The organism is Sporosarcina sp. ACRSL, assembly GCF_022346605.1.
Taxonomy (GTDB): domain Bacteria; phylum Bacillota; class Bacilli; order Bacillales_A; family Planococcaceae; genus Sporosarcina.
The window spans coordinates 413,482-431,848 of sequence record NZ_JAKRNT010000001.1 but is presented as its reverse complement, the minus strand read 5'-3'; the positions used below and the strand labels follow the sequence as shown (position 1 = coordinate 431,848).

Sequence of the window (18,367 nt, the reverse complement as noted above, 5' to 3'; positions counted from 1 at the left end):
TTAGAATTCTTGCTAAATATGCATACACTTACAAAGCTAGCACTTCCCGATTCCTTTACATTACCCTCTTAAACATCTTTTCAATTTCATAAGTGGAAAAATGGATGAGGACTGGTCTTCCATGAGGGCATGTGTATGGATTCTCTGCATGCGATAAATCGGAAAGTAGCCTTTCCATATCCGCAATCGATAAATGATGGTTTGCTTTAATCGATCGTTTGCAGCTCATCATTATTGCCGTCTCTTCCCGAAGCTTTCCGATATCCGTTTTCCTAGTCGTCAACACTTGCTCTATCAATTCTTCGATAAGCGTCGATGCTTCTCCTGCAGGAAACCACGCTGGATATTCTTTCACGGTGTAGGAAGAAGGACCAAATTCCTCTAGAAAAACACCTACATCATTCAGCGCTTCCCGATTTTCCTCTATTTTCACCATCTCATCGCCGGAATAATGGAAGATGAGGGGCATTAACAGCATTTGCCTTTCATCCTCTTCCACTTTACTCAATTTCTCTCTGAAGAATTCATATTTGATCCGCTCTTGCGCCGCATGCTGATCGATCATGTAAAAACCATCCTCATTTTGGGCGATGATATACGTTCCATGTACTTGGCCGACTGGAACGAGTGACGGGAATCTTTTTTCCTTTACTTCGTTTTTTTCAGGAGCGGGAATTTCTTGAACTTCCATCACCTTTTCAGGTTGAACTGCTTGGTCCCGTTGAACTGTTTGCTCTGGTTGAACTGCTTGCTCATATTTATTTATAGCGGGTTCGTAAACAGTTTGGAGCGGTTTCTTTTCGATTTGATTCGATTCACTCTTCAAATCTTCCTGAACGCTATCAGGCTCTTCCTTCACAGTTGTCAACTTCTCAACTTCTTTGTTCTTCCAACTGTTTGCCGGTTGGAATTCATTCCAGATCGTCACTTGCTCGGAATGCACTTTCTTCACTGGCTCCCTTTTTACTGCATCCGGTACGATAATTGACCGTTTCACCGCTTCACGGACAGAAGATTTTATTAGGTCAAATAGCTCAGCCTCTTTACTAAGCCGTATATGCTGTTTGGATGGGTGAACGTTGACATCCGTCAAAAACGGGTCTGTTTCGACGTTAATGACTGCAATCGGAAAACGTCCAATTGGCAAATAGGTGTGCAAGCCATCGAGCACGGCCTGATTTGCAGTGTAGCTCTTTACCCATCTTCCGTTCACAATAAGTGTCATATAGTTTTTCGATGCCCTCGTCATTTCAGGTAAAGTGACATATCCATCCACTTTGAAATCTGCATTCTCCCCGGCAAATGGCACCATTTTTCGCGCAACCGCCATGCCGTATATATCAGTAAGCACTTTACGGCGATCTCCACTGCCTGACGTATGCAAAATGGTCTGGCTATGATGTGACAGTTTAAAAGCAATATGTGGATGGCTAAGGGCAAGCCGGTTGACAAGATCTATCGTATGCCCAAGTTCTGTTTGGATCGTTTTCATATATTTCAGCCGAGCTGGGGTATTATAGAAAAGTTGCGAAACTGTCATATCGGTCCCTCTTCTGAATGCAGCATTTGACTGTTTGATGATGTTACCGCCGTCGAGCTGCACTTCCGTCCCTTCCGTCTCCCCGTCTGAAGTGAACAGGCTCACTTTGGACACGGAAGCGATACTGGCCAGTGCCTCTCCCCTAAATCCGAGAGTCCTAATTCTGAATAGATCCCGTTCATTCGATATTTTGCTCGTTGCGTGACGTTCAAAAGCAAGAGCAGCATCACGACGTGACATGCCTTTGCCGTTATCGGTCACCCGAATGGAGGTGAGGCCAGCTTCTTCCAGTGCAATCTCAATCGATGTGCTGTCCGCGTCTATTGAATTCTCTACCAATTCCTTGACGATTGAAGCCGGGCGCTCGACGACTTCCCCAGCAGCAATTTTATTGGATAGTGAATCATCCATAACCGAAATGATATCCATAGGACCCCTCCTTCTTTGATCAAAAAATAGTGAAACTTCTAACGAGCAAGACAGAATCAGTCTGCTTTCTCGGCAGAACGTAATTGTTTTTGCCAATCGTGTATTAAGCCCATCGCCTGCATCGGTGTCATATTCAATATGTCTGTCTGTTTCACTTGATTGAGAACAGACTTGTCCAATTCTGCCATCGGATCTGATTCCTCGTTCAAATCAAAGAATGTCAATTGCTCGGATGCTGAAGTCGCCGCAGCAGCCTGTTCACCGCTCTCAAAAACGTCAAGTAACTCTTTAGCTCGAACTACAATCGTTTCCGGTAGGCCCGCGAGCTGTGCTACATGTATTCCGTAGCTTTTATCAGCAGGTCCTGCCATCACTTTATGGAGGAATACGACTCTTCCTTCTTGCTCCATTGCAGCCACATGGACATTGACGAGCCTATCCAATTCTTCGTCGAGCTTAGTCAGCTCATGATAGTGAGTCGAGAACAATGTGTTTGCTCCGATTTCATTATGAATGAATTCCATCATTGCCTGGGCAAGTGACATTCCGTCGTACGTTGACGTTCCTCTACCAATTTCATCGAATAGTAGCAAGCTGTTTCGGGTTGCATTAGCTATCGCATGTTGGGATTCCATCATTTCCATCATAAACGTACTTTGGCCGGATGCTAGATCGTCCGCTGCCCCGATTCGCGTGAAAATTTGATCTGTCACTGGAAGAATTGCGGATTCGCAAGGCACATAACAGCCAATTTGCGCCATAATGACTGTCAAAGCGATTTGACGCATGTATGTACTTTTACCAGACATATTCGGACCAGTAATGAGCAGCATATTTGCATCTTCGGTCAGGTTGCAGCTATTCGGCACGTATAATGAATGATCCATCATTTTCTCTACAACGGGATGGCGTCCGTTCTTGATTTCCAATGCCCGTCCATCATGGAATTGCGGTCTGACAAACCGTTGCTTTTCCGACACCTCTGCAAATGAAAGCAGTACATCGAGCTCGGATAGAACGCCTGCCAATTGCTGCACTCTACGGATATGATTTTTCATCTCATCACGGACATTGCAGAATAGCGTATATTCAAGGTCCTGGCCTTCCGCCTCAGCGTTTAAGATCAAATCTTCCTTTTCCTTTAGCTCGGCGGTAATAAAGCGCTCTGCGTTGGCAAGAGTCTGCTTGCGTTCATAACGGGATAAATCGGCTAGATGGAGATTGGATTTAGTAATCTCGATAAAATAGCCAAAAATGCGATTATAGCCGATTTTCAATGACTTAATTCCCGTACGTTCCCGTTCTTCGCGTTCAAGTCCCGCAAGCCATTCCTTCCCGTTTCTTGATGCGTCCCTGTACTGGTCAAGCTTTGCATGATAGCCGTCTTTGATAATGCCGCCTTCTTTGACCGAAAGCGGAGGATTTTCAGCAATCGATGCCTCCAATAAGTCGAGAGCCTCGTTACATGGATCAATCTGTTCAGAGAACCGCTGCAAACGTTCACGGCCGGATTGCTGGAGTGCTTGTTTCAAATGAGGCACCTTTCGTAACGAATTCCTTAGCTGCGCAAGATCCCTTCCACTCGCATTCCCCATAGAAATCCTTCCGGACAATCGTTCGAGGTCATAAACTTCTTTCAAAGATGCTTTCAATTCATCTCGAAGAAAGTAATCTTCAATCAAGTCGGACACGATATTCAATCTATCTTCTATTGCAACTCTGTCTGCCAATGGCTGGTGGATCCATATCCTCAATTTCCTTGCACCCATCGCAGTTGATGTTTCATCCAAAAGCCAGAAAAGAGTCCCCTCTTTGCTTCCGTTCCGAATCGATTGGACAAGCTCCAAATTACGCATTGAATTGGCATCAATGGACAGCTTTTCTGATTTCTGAATGTATTCAAAAGGACGTAAATGCTCCAAAGAGGTTTTTTGGGTACGTTTCAAGTAGGAAACAAGAATTTCACACGCTTCGTTCAATTCGCTTGGCATAGTAGCGCCAAGCGAAAGAGAACTGCCATCGCCATCGACATTTTCCATCGATAGAACGATATCCCTTTTTGCCATCCATTCGTTCAAAGCAATATGTAATTGTTCCCGAACGACGATCTCCTTCATTCCGAGTGCTTCAATTTCACCGATCAATGTCCGTTCATCGCCTACTATGATTTCCGCTTTTCCTTCCCCCGTCGCAAGATCGACATAGGCTAACGCATACCGTCTTTCGTCCAATTGGTCGGCGGCTCCGATGAAATGATTTGCATTCGTATCGAGTGATTTTCCTTCGGTGATTGTTCCCGGAGTGACGACTTTAACGACTTCCCGCTTTACAATCCCTTTCGCCGCTCTAGGATCCTCTGTCTGTTCACAGATTGCGACTTTATGTCCTTTCGAAACTAATGTTTCAATATAGCCTTCAGCCGAATGGAAAGGCACTCCGCACATCGGGATCTTGTCCGCACTTCCCCCGTCCCTGCTAGTCAATGTAATTTCAAGGATATTGGATGCTTCGATGGCATCGTTGAAAAACATTTCATAGAAGTCTCCTAATCGGAAAAATAGGAACGCGTCCTCATATTCGGATTTTACTTGTAAATATTGTTGAATCATCGGTGTATATGTAGTCATTCCAGAACCTCACTAAACTTACGTTTTCTTATATTATAGCAAAACATCCAGCTCCACAGTAGCATTGTCGGTCATCGATTTGAGAACAAAAGAAAAAAAAGCCGGATGATCCTTCCGGCTTAAAATGGACGTGAATCCCTTCCTCTGTCCTCGTGACGCTTCTCTTCTTCTACTTTTTGATGATTTTGATCGTGGCCGTGATGGGAAGAGGATTCATCTTTAAATGACCATTCCTCTTCAAACTGATGTGGATGGACAGTGATGCACACTTTTGTCTCCCCGACAACTTCTGCGACTAGTTCTCTCTCCACTTTTATGACGAATTTTTCACCGCATTCAGAGATGAGTGCCTCCGTACAATTCGGGTGCTGCAGAACGTTGACGATAATCTCCTCTTGACCGGACACCGGCTCATCTCGATAGTGGAGTCTGATCCTATCTTTGTACGGTACTGATTCCGAATAGACTGAAGTCTTGGAGTGGTCATGATGCGAATACCAGACGTTAACATCGAATTTACCTGTCACTTCGATGTAACGTCCCACTTTTTTCGCTTGATGGCTATGGTTAATTACCCAACACCCCAAGATGCTCGATGGTTTATTCGGCGGCTTGAGCGTAACATCCGACTCCGTCCTTAACTTTCCTTTTGCAATGACTGCCTTCGTTACAATTTGCCGTAAATTCTTCAGTTCGTTTCCTCCTTCGTTTACGTCTATTTATCCTATGCACCAGAAGCCCAGAAAGTGAAAAAAACCGACGAGGAATTTATCCTCATCGGTTTTCAGCCTGTTGACATTTTCAATCAGGCTGAGGAGAACCCTAATAATCGTGTTCCCTAAATTATGATAATGGTTTATGTTGCGTACTTTTGACATATGAACCCGTTTCCCCGCGTCGGACATCTCCGCCTGTAGATTCGATGATTTCATCTGTCACACTGTTTGCGATTGTGTTGGAGACTAATTGGAGTAGTTCGTTCACATCAAGTTGGGATTGCTTGAATTCTTGCACAATCGGAACTTCATCAATTTCTGCCTGGATTTTCTCGATTTTTTCTTCGATGATGGCAAGAGCTCTTTCTTTTTCGTACATTTGGAAATTAACAGCTTGTGTTTGTAATGACTTCAAGCTATTAATCTTTTCACGAATTTTTTTGTTTTCATTTATTTGTTCTTCCGCGCGCTTGAAAAATTCTACTTGCTCCGTATTCGCGATCATATGTGCAATTTCCCGTGCTTTTTCGATTATCTCTTCTTTAGTGTAAAATTTTTCCATTATGACATCACCTTTTCCTCATTTACGACGCCGATAAATTCGCCGTCGAGCGACCATGTTTTAGCCTCTGTAATTTTAACATTGACAATTTCACCGATCACCGAACGCGGTGCTTTAAAATTAACAAGTTTATTCTTCTCTGTATAACCGGCAAGCACATCTGGGTTTCTCTTACTTTCGCCTTCAACGAGCACTTTTACAACTTTTCCTTTGTAAGGCTTCATCGCTTCTGCCGACATCTCATTGACAAGCTTATTTAGACGTTGGAGACGTTCCTTTTTCACTTCCATCGGAATATTGTCCACCATCTTAGCGGCAGGCGTCCCTTCGCGTGGAGAATAAATATACGTATACGCCATTTCAAATCCGACTTCCTTATACAAAGAAAGTGTTTCTTCAAATTGCTCATCCGTTTCATTCGGGAAGCCGACAATAATATCCGTTGTCAACGTGACATTCGGGATGGCAGCCTTTATTTTACCGACTAGTTCTAAAAACTGTTCCCTTGTATATTTCCGTGCCATGATTTTCAAGATATCGCTTGAACCCGATTGAACTGGTAAATGGATATGATCAAGCAAATTTCCGCCCTTTGCAAGAACTTCAATAAGGTGATCATCAAAATCCCTTGGATGACTTGTCGTAAAGCGGATGCGTGGAATGTCAATCTTACGAAGATCATCCATCAAATCTCCAAGACGGTAATCGATATCGTCGAAGTCTTTTCCGTACGCATTGACATTTTGGCCGAGAAGCATGATTTCCTTATAACCATGTGCGGCCAGTTGTCTCACTTCTTGGATGATGTCTTGCGGGCGTCTACTACGCTCTTTCCCTCTTGTGTAAGGAACGATGCAATATGTGCAGAACTTATCGCATCCATACATAATGTTGACCCAAGCTTTTATATTACCGTGGCGAACTTTTGGAAGGTTTTCAATGATATCTCCTTCCTTCGACCAGACTTCAACGACCATTTCTTTGGACATATAGGCTTCGTGCAAAATATTCGGCAATCTATGAATATTATGCGTGCCAAAAATCATGTCTACCTGATCGTACGTTTTTAGGATTTTATTGACGACTGACTCTTCCTGTGACATACAACCACAAACGCCAATGAGCAGGTCCGGTCTTTCCAACTTCAGCGGCTTCAAATGCCCTAATTCACCGAACACTTTGTTTTCCGCATTTTCCCGGATGGCACATGTATTCAGAAGGATGACGTCCGCATCTTCCACGGTGTTCGTCGCTTCGTATCCTAAACCGGTAAAAATGCCCGCCATGACCTCGGTGTCATGTTCGTTCATTTGACAGCCGTATGTACGGATATAAAATTTACGTCCAGCACCCATGCCAAGAAAACGCTCTTCGATTTTGAAATCGTCGTGATAAGCAATTTCCTCTTTTCCGCGCTTCTTTGCTTCCTTCAAGGAAGGTGGTGTGTAGACAGTTTCAAAATATTTACTATAATCCTTTTCCGGTGCAGATGCAGTTTTCACTGTATCCGGTTTGACAAGCCCGGCTTCCAGGCGTTGTTCTTCATTCATGCAAAAACTTCCCCTTTCTTCAAACCTTGTGGGAATTGAACAGATTCGTTTTCATTATACATGAACTTTCTACCACTTTGAAGTGGCGTTATTTCATGATTCATGAAATAACATGTGTTTGAGTCAACTGTGTGACAGTTTAGACTAAGAATTCACTATTAACTTTGATTTCCGCTTCAGGTGGACGCTTTCCGCGGGCGAGGCTGAGCCTCCTCAGTCACTTCGTTCCTTGCGGGGTCTCAGCTGTCTCGCTTGTCCCGCTGGAGTCGCCGCCCTCCGCTCCAATCAACTAGAATACAAAACCAATCACTACATCTTTTTACATGGCTAATAACAAAACAAGTGAAGAAAGCTGTTTGCCCCTTCACTTGTTTGCTGTTATTTTGATTATTAGCAGTTTCTAGAAAATCGCCAGAAAAGGCGAGACTCATGCGAAAGCCGTTACGAAGAACGGCTTTTGCGAGCAAAAGCGAAGCGTTGCGAGCACATCTTTGCAATAGCCGTTACGAAGAACGGCTTTTGCGAGCAAAAGCGAAGCGTTGCGAGCACATCTCTCTGCACTAGCCGTTACGAAGAACGGCTTTTGCGAGCAAAAGCGAAGCGTTGCGAGCACATCTCTCTGCACTAGCCGTTACGAAGAATGGCTTTTGCGAGTAAAGCGTAGCGTTACGAGCACCTTTTAGGATGCCTAAATTTCTGAGATCGCAGAAATACGGCAAATCGAACCCTCCGCTGTTCGATTGGCTAAGGCAACGCCCGCGGAAAGCGAGCCGTTCTGGCGATTTTCGGTCTTTCGATTATCCACATCTTGAACCTTTTAGCGTTTCTCTTTTAACTTCTCTTTCTTTTTTCAACTAACAGCTTCAAGGCGGTTCTTCCCTCACCGTTAATTTCAATATCAGTAAATGCTGGGGCACATACGAGGTCGCTGCCGCTTGGGGCGACGAAGCCACGTGCGATTGCGACTGCTTTGATGGCCTGGTTTAATGCGCCGGCCCCGACCGCCTGCATTTCTGCATACCCTTGATCCCTTATTACCGCTACGAGTGCTCCTGCGACGGAATTCGGATTAGAGCGGGATGATACCTTCAATGGACTCACCATGTTTCCTCCTTGTTTTCACGATGTCTATGGAATGTATTTATCCATACGTCATCTTATGAAAAGAAGGTGATGATTAGACTCACTTCATGCTTCGAATCGATGATCCTCATTAATCATTATACGCTCGATCGCTACCGCTTTTCCCGTTTGATCATTCAACTCGACGAAGAGCCCATTTAATTGGCCTCGCCCTCTTTTCGGCACTTCGAAACGGACAGGTAAATTTGTACGGAATCGATAAATGACATCCTCTTTTTTCATACCTAATATTTCGTCATACGGGCCTGTCATTCCTGCATCTGTCAAATAAGCCGTTCCACCTGGCAAAATTCGATCATCTGCTGTTTGAACATGTGTATGTGTCCCAACTACGACGGATGCCTTTCCATCAAGATGCCATCCCATCGCTATTTTTTCACTCGTTGCTTCCGCATGAAAGTCGACGAAGATAAGCGGCGATATTTTGCGAGCTTCTTCAATCAATCCCTCTGCCTTCTCAAATGGATCGCTATGAGGTGGAAGGAAAGTTCGGCCGTGCAAATTGATGACTGACAATGTTATACCGTTTTTTGTAATTATCGTCATTCCTTTTCCTGGAGCTTCGTCTGAAAAATTCGCTGGGCGAATCAAGTAATCCGTTTCATCGATAAAATCATAAATTTCCTTTTGATCCCACGTATGGTTGCCCATCGTTACGACATCGACTCCTGAACGGAGAAGATCGTCAAATATCGCTTTTGTAATCCCTCTGCCGGAAGCAGCATTTTCACCATTGGCAATGACTACATCAGCCTTGTATTTCCTCTTCAATCGAGCGATATGATCAAACACCATTTCTCTACCGATTGACCCGACGATATCGCCTATAAATAGTACTTTCATATTTGCAACCTCTTTCTACTTAATACAATCCTTTTCATCCAATCTTTTATTAAGATAATAAAATGACTCCTGAACCATGGTTGGACAGGAGTCATCTACATTATTTTGCATATTCGACTGCACGCGTTTCACGAATGACTGTCACTTTAATGTGACCCGGATAATCGAGTTCTTCCTCGATCCGTTTCCTTATATCCCTGGCCAAACGATGTGCTGTGATATCATCAATTTGGTCAGGTCGGACAATAATTCGAACTTCGCGGCCCGCTTGGATGGCGAATGATTTTTCCACACCTTCGTACGACTCTGAAATTTCTTCGAGTTTTTGTAGTCTGCGAATGTAATTTTCAAGAGTTTCACTTCTTGCACCTGGTCTCGCTGCCGATAACGCATCTGCTGCCGCTACCAATACTGCGATGACCGACGTCGCTTCCTCATCCCCATGATGGGAGGCGATGCTGTTGATGACAACAGGATGCTCCTTGTACTTCGTCGCAAGTTCAACGCCGATTTGGACGTGGCTACCTTCGACTTCATGGTCGATGGCCTTGCCGATATCATGGAGAAGTCCTGCTCGTCTTGCGAGTGTGACATCCTCTCCGACTTCAGCCGCCAACAGTCCTGAAAGATAAGCGACTTCTACGGAATGTTTTAGGACATTTTGGCCGTAGCTTGTGCGGAAATGCAATCTTCCAAGGATTTTGATTAGATCCGGATGTAGATTATGAACTCCTACATCAAATGTAGTCTGTTCACCTTTTTCACGGATCAATTCATCCACTTCCCTGCGCGCCTTATCGACCATCTCTTCAATCCGTGCAGGGTGGATCCTGCCGTCTTGCACGAGCTTTTCAAGTGCGAGACGCGCGGTTTCACGACGGACGGGATCGAAGCCTGAAAGTATTACTGCTTCAGGTGTATCGTCGATGATCAAATCAATACCAGTCAAAGTTTCCAATGTCCTGATATTTCGACCTTCCCTTCCGATGATACGGCCTTTCATTTCATCGTTTGGTAAGTTGACGACAGAAACGGTTGTTTCGGCAACATGGTCTGCTGCGAAACGTTGCAATGCGAGGGAGAGGATTTCGCGAGCTTTCTTTTCAGATTCCTCTTTTGCACGTTGCTCCGATTCTTTCGTCATGACGGCGATATCTGTGGAAAGTTCCTTCTCAACGTCGTCCAGGATGATACGTTTTGCTTCATCCCTTGTAAGGGCCGAGATTCTTTCAAGTTCCGTCTGTTGCATGGCAACAAGATCTTCCGCCTTGCGTTCCATTTGTTCAATATGCTGTTGTCTACTGGAAAGCGCATCATCTTTGCGCTCCAGTCCTGCTTCTCTTTTATTGAGAGCATCATCCTTGCGGTCAAGATTTTCTTCCCGTTGCAAAAGGCGGTTTTCCTGCTTTTGCAGTTCCGCTCTTCTCTCACGGATTTCTGATTCCGCTTCAATTCTCAGTTTGTGATTTTCATCTTTCGCTTCCAACAGTGCCTCTTTTTTCAAAGCCTCCGCTTCACGTTTCGCGTCTTCGACGATTTGTTCAGCAGAGTTCTTGGCACCCGTCACTCTTGAATCATTCACCTTTTTGATAACTAAATAGATAACAACTGCACCGACGAACAGACCGAGCAAAGCGGAGATGATGTTTCCGATGATTCCATCTGGCATCCAGGTCACCTCCTCCTGCTATTCTTTTCGTTTTCAGTCGGCTCGTATATTAACAATCAACATACTGCCATAATGATTTCATTGATGTGAAATTATACAATTCTAATTGTATCGATGAAAAATTGACATGTCAAGGAATGTAAAGCGTTATGCACCTTTATTACGCTTTTTTCGGAACGTATGTATCATTGGATGAATCGATAAAAAACCGGACCGCCTCGTTAAAAGGCAGTCCGGTTCGTCAATCAATTATTCTTCCTCTTCAAGGAATAGTTCAAGTTCGTCTTCTTCCTCTTCGTCATGGCTTGCGATGACGTAGTTTTGAGCAGCCATTCCGTAAGAATCACGGATTTTGTTTGCAATTTCAGAACGAATATCCGGATTTTCTTTCAGGAATTGCTTGGCGTTTTCACGACCCTGGCCAAGCCTTTCGCCTTCATAGGAATACCATGCTCCACTTTTTTGGACAACTTCGAGTTCAGCTCCGAGGTCGACGATTTCTCCTTCTCTAGAAATCCCTTCCCCATACATAATGTCCACTTCCGCAGTACGGAACGGAGGAGCGACTTTGTTTTTCACGACACGAATACGGGTTTTATTCCCCATGATGTCTGTGCCTTGCTTGATGGCTTCGCCTCTTCTCACTTCCAAACGTACAGAGGAATAGAATTTCAATGCGCGGCCGCCAGGTGTTACTTCAGGGTTTCCGAACATGACACCGACTTTTTCACGAATTTGGTTAATGAAGACAGCGATCGTCTTCGATTTGTTAATAGCACCAGACAGTTTACGTAGCGCTTGGGACATGAGACGTGCTTGTAAGCCCACATGCGAGTCGCCCATTTCCCCTTCGATTTCTGCTTTCGGTACTAATGCCGCAACGGAGTCAATGACAACAATGTCGATTGCTCCACTCCGAACGAGAGCTTCGGCGATTTCTAGCGCTTGCTCGCCGGTATCCGGCTGTGACAAAAGCAATTCGTCAATATTGACGCCAAGCTTCTGCGCGTAAACAGGATCCAATGCATGCTCTGCATCAATGAAAGCGGCTTGTCCGCCCGAAGCTTGCACTTCCGCAATTGCATGCAATGCCACTGTTGTCTTACCGGAACTCTCCGGTCCATAGATTTCGATGACCCGTCCTCTAGGATATCCGCCAACCCCTAATGCAGCGTCGAGTGCAAGAGAGCCGGTGGAAGATGTAGCAATCTCCCTATCGGTCTTTTCCCCTAATTTCATAACGGACCCTTTCCCGAATTGTTTCTCAATTTGTTTCAAAGCTTGGTCCAAAGCTGCTTTACGATCGCTCAAAAACGATTCCTCCCTTAAAAGGCGTTATTCTTTTTCTTCCTGTCTCTACTATACTCCTTTTATGAGAAATACTCAAACAAAAAACGAACGCTTATTCGATTTATTTTATCAAAATCCAATTTTAAATGAGAATAAGGGTGAAAAGTGGATTTTAAATGAGAATAAGGGGCAAAATTTAATTTTCGGGGTACCGTTTCTTCATCTCTTGTATTAAATAGTAGAAGGCGAATCGGGCAGCACGTTTCCGATTCGTATTTCGGGAACCTGATAATTCTAGTTTAAATGTTTTCACATCATCAGGAAATGCGATTCCAATCCAAACGGTTCCGACCGGTTTTCCGTCATGCGGGTCAGGGCCAGCAACACCTGTCAATCCGACTCCGATGTCCGAATTGAACTTCCGCTTCACATTTTGGGCTAACGCAGCTGCACATTCCGAACTGACAACACCGTACGCATCTAGCAATGCATCCGAAATAGTAAGCTGCTCCTTTTTCGCGGTCTCATCATAGACGACGACTCCGCCTTTAAAGGAAGAGCTGATGCCCGGTTCGTCTGCCAATTCCGACATGAATTGACCCGCTGTCAAACTTTCAGCAGCGGCAATTGTCAGCCCATTACTTTTCAGCAGTTCGACCGCTTTTGACGACAACGTATCCTCATCAGTACCATAGATAAATTGACCAACGACTGAACGGATTTCCAACTCCACTGGTGCAATCAACTTTTGGGCAGCCTCATGCGATTCTGCTTTTGCGGTTAATCGGAGGGTGACGGAATCAGGAGATGCTAGAGGAGCGACAGTCGGATTTGACTGTTTCTCTAAAATCGATTGAACACGATACTCGAGCTCAGCTTCTCCTATTCCATAAAATTTCAGCACACGTGAAACGATAACCTCACGCTTCGTGGAAGTCCCTAATAGGTACGGGATAGCTTCTTTTTCAAACATCGGCTCCAATTCATGAGGTGGACCGGGTAATAAGATATACCTTATCCCGTCCTTCTCTATTGCCATGCCTGGCGCCATACCGTTATGATTCGTCAAAACTGTCGAACCAGCCAGAACGAGTGCCTGTTTTTTATTATTTTCGGTCATCGTCCTACCTGTCCGTTTGAAATAAGCTTCAATTGAGACTAACGCGGCATAATCGCTTTCAAGTTCAACGCCTAGTATGTTGGCGATTGTTTCTTTCGTCAGGTCATCCTTTGTCGGACCAAGCCCTCCGGAAAAAATGATAAGATCCGCACGGTTTTGTGCATGTTTTATCGCTTCCGCGAGTCGGTTCGGATTGTCTCCGACGACCGTATGATAATATACATCGATGCCGACTTCAGCGAGACGAGCAGAAATATATGCGGCATTCGTATTACTAATTTGCCCTAACAAGAGCTCCGATCCTACAGCGATGATTTCAGCTTTCATACGAACATCTCCTTACATGGAGTCGAGTAAGACCCTCCGGTTTTTATAAAAATAATCTGCTCCTGACCAAATTGTAAAGAACAGGGCGATATAAAGCATAATTGTGCCGAACGGGAAGTTGATCGCTTCGAAGAAAATGTTATTCAATAAAAGGAAGGCGATTGCAACTAATTGGGTCGCTGTTTTGATCTTTCCTAATTGATTTGCTGCTACAACTTCGCCACCACCAGCAAGTACAAGTCGTAATCCGGTAACGGCAAACTCTCTGCTAATGATGATGATGACAATCCATGAAGCGGCGGATCCAAGTTCCACGAGGATGATCAGCGCTGCGGACACAAGAAGTTTATCGGCGAGTGGATCTAAAAATTTCCCCATGTTCGTGACAAGATTATGTTTTCTAGCTAAATGTCCATCAAACCAGTCTGTCGCAGCAGCGATGATGAACAGCATCGCACCAATCAGTTGCTCAACGGATAGAATAGTGCCTCCGACTGCAAATGATCCAAACCCAAAATCGACTAACATGAAAACGATGAATATCGGGATGAGCAATATGCGTGATACTGTAATTTTGTTTGGTAAATTCAATTGTCTCACTTATCCTTTCGGAATGAAAAAAGTCATCTTTATAGATGACTATTTTCATTTCTCGTATTCTATAATGATATTTTGAGTAATGGCGTCAGAAGCGTATTCCAACTTTTCACCATTGACAAAAATAGAAGTGTTTTGTGTTCTGCCCACTCGGATCCGAACGAATTCAACATCAGAAACATCCAATTCAATCGTTTCTCCGGCTTTCATAACACGTGCAAGCGGTGTTCGTTCAACTCGCTTCTCGTCTTGGACGCCTATCCACGAATCTCCAGATGTATCGATCTGAAGCGTGAACCCTTCTGCATCCGTCAGCGTATATGTGGAGTCTTCCCCTCTTGTGCTGACGTATGTGATCGACTGCTCCACAACTTCTTCCTCCGGCTCAGGATCCGGCTCTGTCGTTTCTTCGTCAGTTCCGTCGTCTACGGTTCCTTCGTTAACACTGCCTGCTGGCGGTTGTTTGCTATCCATCGTTATCTCTTGTTCCGGTTCAACATCTGTGAGCCCTGCATTATTAGATGCAGTTTTCTGCCATAGTACCCATACAACTACGATAATGACGACAATGAATAATGCCACAATAAATTTCGGTATCAATTCATTTAGACGGCTGTTGCCTTTGAGACCTCGTGTTCTCTTCATTTGAGGAGTGATTTGTGAAGCCTCTTCTTCAAAATTTTCATGAATTGCAGATTCTTTATATAACGACAGCATTTCATCGGAATCCAAACCGACAGCTTCCGAATATTGTTTAATGAACGCTCGTACATAAAATGCGCCGGGCATCATGCTGTAATCTTCATTTTCAATACCGGAAAGGTACCGTTTTTGAATTTTTGTTATCGATTGCAAATCATCCAGTGAATATCCCTTAGCTGTTCTCGCCTCTTTAAGACGTTCACCTAATCCGGTCAATTTTAACACCTGCCTGTTTAAAAGTTAAACGTACCAAATCCACCCATTGGACCTACATCGGACATCATATGGTTTTTCTCCATCATTTCATATGTAATTTCTTGGTCAGGATCTGTCCGTAATTCAATAATATAATCGAAATCTTCCATGTCGTATTCAGAATGCTGAACGAACATGTCCGGGTGCTCGACTACTTTGATGGAAGGCATGCTCATCATTTCACGCACGAGTTGCATATGTCTTTCATCTCCGGATTTTCTCGTGACGATACCGTCGAGAATGAATATATTATCTTTCGAGAATTCATCACCCGCCAGAGTGTTTCGTACGGTCTGCTTGATCATCGTGGAAGAAAGGAAAATCCATTTTTTATTTGCACAAACACTTGCAGCGACGACTGATTCAGTTTTACCGACCCTAGGCATTCCCCGAATTCCAATCAGTTTGTGGCCATCCTGTTTAAACAGCTCCGCCATGAAATCAACGAGGACGCCCAGTTCGCTACGAATGAATCTGAATGTCTTCCGATCGTCGATATCCTGCTTGATATAGCGCCCATGTCTGACCGCCAAAATGTCACGCAGTTTCGGTTCACGGATTTTTTTTACTTGAATGGTTTCCATCGTGGATGCAATCAATTCAAAACGCTTGATCTGATCGTCATTCTCCGTCCGGACGAGCATACCGCGGTGTCCACCATCGACACCATTGATCGTCACGATGTTGACGCGCAACATCCCCAATAAGGAAGCAATGTCTCCTAGCAAACCCGGCCGATTCACCTGTATCTCATATTCGACATACCATTCACCCATTCGACCCACCCTTTCGACATATTTTTGAGCTTCAATGAAAAGCAAGCCATCCGAGCACATTTTTAAACGCTTCAATTTGTAGGACGCACGAGACACAACTTAGTTCTATAATAGCGGATTCGACAGTCGATGAAAAGGAAAAAAGAAAAAGGGGAAAAAATGTATCCCCTTTTTTATTTGGACAAACGATTAAATATACCATCCACCGTTCAATTTCAAGATTTCACCTGTCATATAATCCGCCTTCCCACTAATTAGAAAACTTGTGAGATCCGCTACCTGCTCAGGCTGACCAGTTGACTGCAAAGGAATTTGGTCGATGACGAGCTGTTTATCTTCTTCGGACAGTTCTTCATTCATTTCCGTTTCAATCCATCCTGGTGCAATAGCGTTTACCCGTGTGCCAGTATAAGCCGCCTCTTTCGCATAAGCTTTGACGAATGCATGCTGTGCCCCTTTTACAGCAGAATACATAACTTCACCCGCAGCACCGGTATGTCCCCAAATGGAACCGATAAAAACGACATACGACACTGGATAGCTCCGCAGTTGAGGAGATACGAGACTAATGAACATTGCAGGGTTTTGCATATGTACACGCCATAGCGCCTCCATGTCGCTAATTGTCGTATCGGTCAATAGTTTCAGCATCGATTGACCGAGCGCGACGACAACTGCTTGGACATGACCTACTTGGCCCGCAAGCTTCCGTGCACCGTCTTGTTGTGTAAAATCTGACTGGACGACGTGGAAGTCCCCGTTAGGGTAGTTCTTCATCAATTCCTTCCTCAGCTCTAAAGCACCTTCCGCGTTTCGATTGTAATGTAGATACAACGACCATCCATCGGCGGCGAGTTTACGGCTAACTGCTTCCCCGATGCCGCCGGATGAACCGAGGATTACTGCATGACGCTTCATTGTCAGCCTTCTTTTGAGCCGGGGACAATCGTCATGACAGTATGGCTATCTACGTTGGAAATCGTCGAGAACGCATCTTGCAAATGCTCGATTTGAATGTTCTCGAGCGTCGGAACAACATCGAATAAATTCATTTCGTTGAAATTATATTGTGTAAATTGATTAGAAATAAATTCGATGGAGTTCAAAGAACGCATGAATTGACCGATTCTCCGTTTTTTTGCTCGATTGAGATCTTCTTCGGAAATCGACCAATTATCCACTTGCGATTTCAATGTATTCCGGACTGCAGCTTCGAGCTCGGAAGGATGTTCAGTATCTGATTCAACCATCGCGAAGCCGTATCCTTTCTCAAAAATGAAATCGTAATGGTATGTCTCATCGATCAAATGATCACTATATGCTTTCGTGTAAAATTCAGAGGTTTTGCCGAACAAGATATCGAGGACAAGATTGACAGCCAAATCTTGACGGAGCATTTCGCTGCCTTCCATGATTGTTCGGCTGCACTTCATGCCGTAATTGAATTTCGGACGTAATACATCCATTTCAAGCACAGTTTTCTTTTTATTCGCTTCTAACGGCTCTTCGGGATATTTCCGCTTGATTTCAATTGGCTCCGAAAACTCCTTGCTGTTCTGGTCTTCACGAATAAAGTTCATCATCTCTTCGGGATCAACTGCACCAATGACAAATACCGCCATATTCGACGGGTGGTAAAAAGTTTCATAACATTCGTAAAGATGCTCAGCGGTAATCTCTTGGATCGTTTCAATTGTTCCCGCGATATCGATATTAACCGGATACTCTTTGTATAGGCTTTGGATTGTCCCGAAATAATTTTGCCAGTCCGGATTATCATCGTACATCGTAATTTCCTGCGCGATGATCCCCTTCTCCTTTTCAACCTTTTCTTCAGTGAAATAAGGTTCTTGCACGAAATCCAATAACACTTTCGTGCTTTCATACAAATTATCCGTCGTGGAGAATAAGTATGAGGTGCGTGTGAATGAAGTGAATGCATTCGCAGATGCCCCAAGAACACCAAACTTCTGGAAAACGTCCCCTTCTTTCTTGTCAAACATTTTATGTTCCAAGAAATGTGCAATCCCATCTGGAACCGTCACGAATTCTTCTTTGCCCCTCGGAATGAATGTCCTGTCAATCGAACCATATTTCGTCGTAAACGTCACATACGTTTTCGAAAATCCTCGTTTTGGCAAAATATAGACGTTCAAACCATTGTCGAGCCTTTCATGGAATAAAGTTTCCTGTAAGTTTTCAAATGTAAGTTTCTCCATAA

16 protein-coding genes are annotated in these 18,367 nt (G+C 44.3%); all 16 read right to left on the bottom strand.

The window, feature by feature from the left end; genetic code table 11:
- Positions 1–55 precede the first annotated feature (55 nt).
- Positions 56–1,969, bottom strand: coding sequence for a DNA mismatch repair endonuclease MutL (gene mutL / locus MHZ92_RS02310; RefSeq protein ID WP_239429885.1), 1,914 nt, complete (start codon positions 1,967–1,969; stop codon positions 56–58).
- Positions 1,970–2,025: 56 nt separating this feature from the next.
- Entirely contained in the window at positions 2,026–4,596 is a 2,571-nt protein-coding gene (mutS, locus tag MHZ92_RS02305) for a DNA mismatch repair protein MutS (RefSeq protein WP_239429884.1), read from the bottom strand.
- A gap of 119 nt (positions 4,597–4,715) precedes the next feature.
- Positions 4,716–5,252, bottom strand: a complete 537-nt coding sequence (cotE, locus tag MHZ92_RS02300) for an outer spore coat protein CotE (RefSeq protein WP_370644605.1) — start codon at positions 5,250–5,252, stop codon at positions 4,716–4,718.
- Positions 5,253–5,439: 187 nt separating this feature from the next.
- Positions 5,440–5,874: a RicAFT regulatory complex protein RicA family protein gene (locus MHZ92_RS02295; protein WP_239429883.1), complete on the bottom strand. Its 435-nt coding sequence runs from the start codon at positions 5,872–5,874 to the stop codon at positions 5,440–5,442.
- A complete protein-coding gene (miaB, locus tag MHZ92_RS02290; RefSeq protein ID WP_239429882.1) occupies positions 5,874–7,424 on the bottom strand; it encodes a tRNA (N6-isopentenyl adenosine(37)-C2)-methylthiotransferase MiaB in 1,551 nt (516 codons plus the stop codon). Before miaB ends, MHZ92_RS02295 begins: the two co-directional genes overlap by 1 nt.
- A 427-nt stretch (positions 7,425–7,851) precedes the next feature.
- A complete protein-coding gene (locus MHZ92_RS02285) occupies positions 7,852–8,049 on the bottom strand; it encodes a hypothetical protein (RefSeq protein ID WP_239429881.1) in 198 nt (65 codons plus the stop codon).
- A gap of 206 nt (positions 8,050–8,255) precedes the next feature.
- Complete coding sequence (locus MHZ92_RS02280) at positions 8,256–8,525, bottom strand: stage V sporulation protein S (protein ID WP_153010004.1); 270 nt, start codon at positions 8,523–8,525, stop codon at positions 8,256–8,258.
- Positions 8,526–8,612: 87 nt separating this feature from the next.
- Positions 8,613–9,410 carry a TIGR00282 family metallophosphoesterase gene (locus tag MHZ92_RS02275; protein ID WP_239429880.1) on the bottom strand — a complete coding sequence of 266 codons (798 nt, stop codon included), beginning with the start codon at positions 9,408–9,410 and terminating at the stop codon, positions 8,613–8,615.
- Between the two features lie 100 nt (positions 9,411–9,510).
- Complete coding sequence (gene rny / locus MHZ92_RS02270; protein WP_239429879.1) at positions 9,511–11,079, bottom strand: ribonuclease Y; 1,569 nt, start codon at positions 11,077–11,079, stop codon at positions 9,511–9,513.
- A gap of 249 nt (positions 11,080–11,328) precedes the next feature.
- A complete protein-coding gene (gene recA, locus MHZ92_RS02265) occupies positions 11,329–12,390 on the bottom strand; it encodes a recombinase RecA (RefSeq protein WP_239429878.1) in 1,062 nt (353 codons plus the stop codon).
- A 175-nt stretch (positions 12,391–12,565) separates the two neighbouring features.
- Positions 12,566–13,816, bottom strand: coding sequence for a competence/damage-inducible protein A (locus MHZ92_RS02260; RefSeq protein WP_239429877.1), 1,251 nt, complete (start codon positions 13,814–13,816; stop codon positions 12,566–12,568).
- Between the two features lie 12 nt (positions 13,817–13,828).
- Positions 13,829–14,407: a CDP-diacylglycerol--glycerol-3-phosphate 3-phosphatidyltransferase gene (gene pgsA / locus MHZ92_RS02255; protein WP_239429876.1), complete on the bottom strand. Its 579-nt coding sequence runs from the start codon at positions 14,405–14,407 to the stop codon at positions 13,829–13,831.
- Between the two features lie 54 nt (positions 14,408–14,461).
- Complete coding sequence (locus MHZ92_RS02250; RefSeq protein ID WP_239429875.1) at positions 14,462–15,340, bottom strand: helix-turn-helix domain-containing protein; 879 nt, start codon at positions 15,338–15,340, stop codon at positions 14,462–14,464.
- An 8-nt stretch (positions 15,341–15,348) separates the two neighbouring features.
- Positions 15,349–16,146: a YmfK family protein gene (locus MHZ92_RS02245; protein ID WP_239429874.1), complete on the bottom strand. Its 798-nt coding sequence runs from the start codon at positions 16,144–16,146 to the stop codon at positions 15,349–15,351.
- A gap of 189 nt (positions 16,147–16,335) precedes the next feature.
- Positions 16,336–17,064: an elongation factor P 5-aminopentanone reductase gene (ymfI, locus tag MHZ92_RS02240; RefSeq protein WP_239429873.1), complete on the bottom strand. Its 729-nt coding sequence runs from the start codon at positions 17,062–17,064 to the stop codon at positions 16,336–16,338.
- Positions 17,065–17,066: 2 nt separating this feature from the next.
- Complete coding sequence (gene yfmH / locus MHZ92_RS02235; protein WP_239429872.1) at positions 17,067–18,365, bottom strand: EF-P 5-aminopentanol modification-associated protein YfmH; 1,299 nt, start codon at positions 18,363–18,365, stop codon at positions 17,067–17,069.
- Positions 18,366–18,367: the final 2 nt, after the last annotated feature.

Bases quoted from the DNA above. Each gene is read 5' to 3' on its own strand.
- ymfI (WP_239429873.1), bottom strand. From the start codon at position 17,064: ATGAAGCGTCATGCAGTAATCCTCGGTTCATCCGGCGGCATCGGGGAA.
- miaB (WP_239429882.1), bottom strand. From the start codon at position 7,424: ATGAATGAAGAACAACGCCTGGAAGCCGGGCTTGTCAAACCGGATACA.
- MHZ92_RS02275 (WP_239429880.1), bottom strand. From the start codon at position 9,410: ATGAAAGTACTATTTATAGGCGATATCGTCGGGTCAATCGGTAGAGAA.
- MHZ92_RS02245 (WP_239429874.1), bottom strand. From the start codon at position 16,146: ATGGGTGAATGGTATGTCGAATATGAGATACAGGTGAATCGGCCGGGT.
- MHZ92_RS02295 (WP_239429883.1), bottom strand. From the start codon at position 5,874: ATGGAAAAATTTTACACTAAAGAAGAGATAATCGAAAAAGCACGGGAA.
- MHZ92_RS02260 (WP_239429877.1), bottom strand. From the start codon at position 13,816: ATGAAAGCTGAAATCATCGCTGTAGGATCGGAGCTCTTGTTAGGGCAA.
- rny (WP_239429879.1), bottom strand. From the start codon at position 11,079: ATGCCAGATGGAATCATCGGAAACATCATCTCCGCTTTGCTCGGTCTG.
- yfmH (WP_239429872.1), bottom strand. From the start codon at position 18,365: ATGGAGAAACTTACATTTGAAAACTTACAGGAAACTTTATTCCATGAA.
- mutL (WP_239429885.1), bottom strand. From the start codon at position 1,969: ATGGATATCATTTCGGTTATGGATGATTCACTATCCAATAAAATTGCT.
- mutS (WP_239429884.1), bottom strand. From the start codon at position 4,596: ATGACTACATATACACCGATGATTCAACAATATTTACAAGTAAAATCC.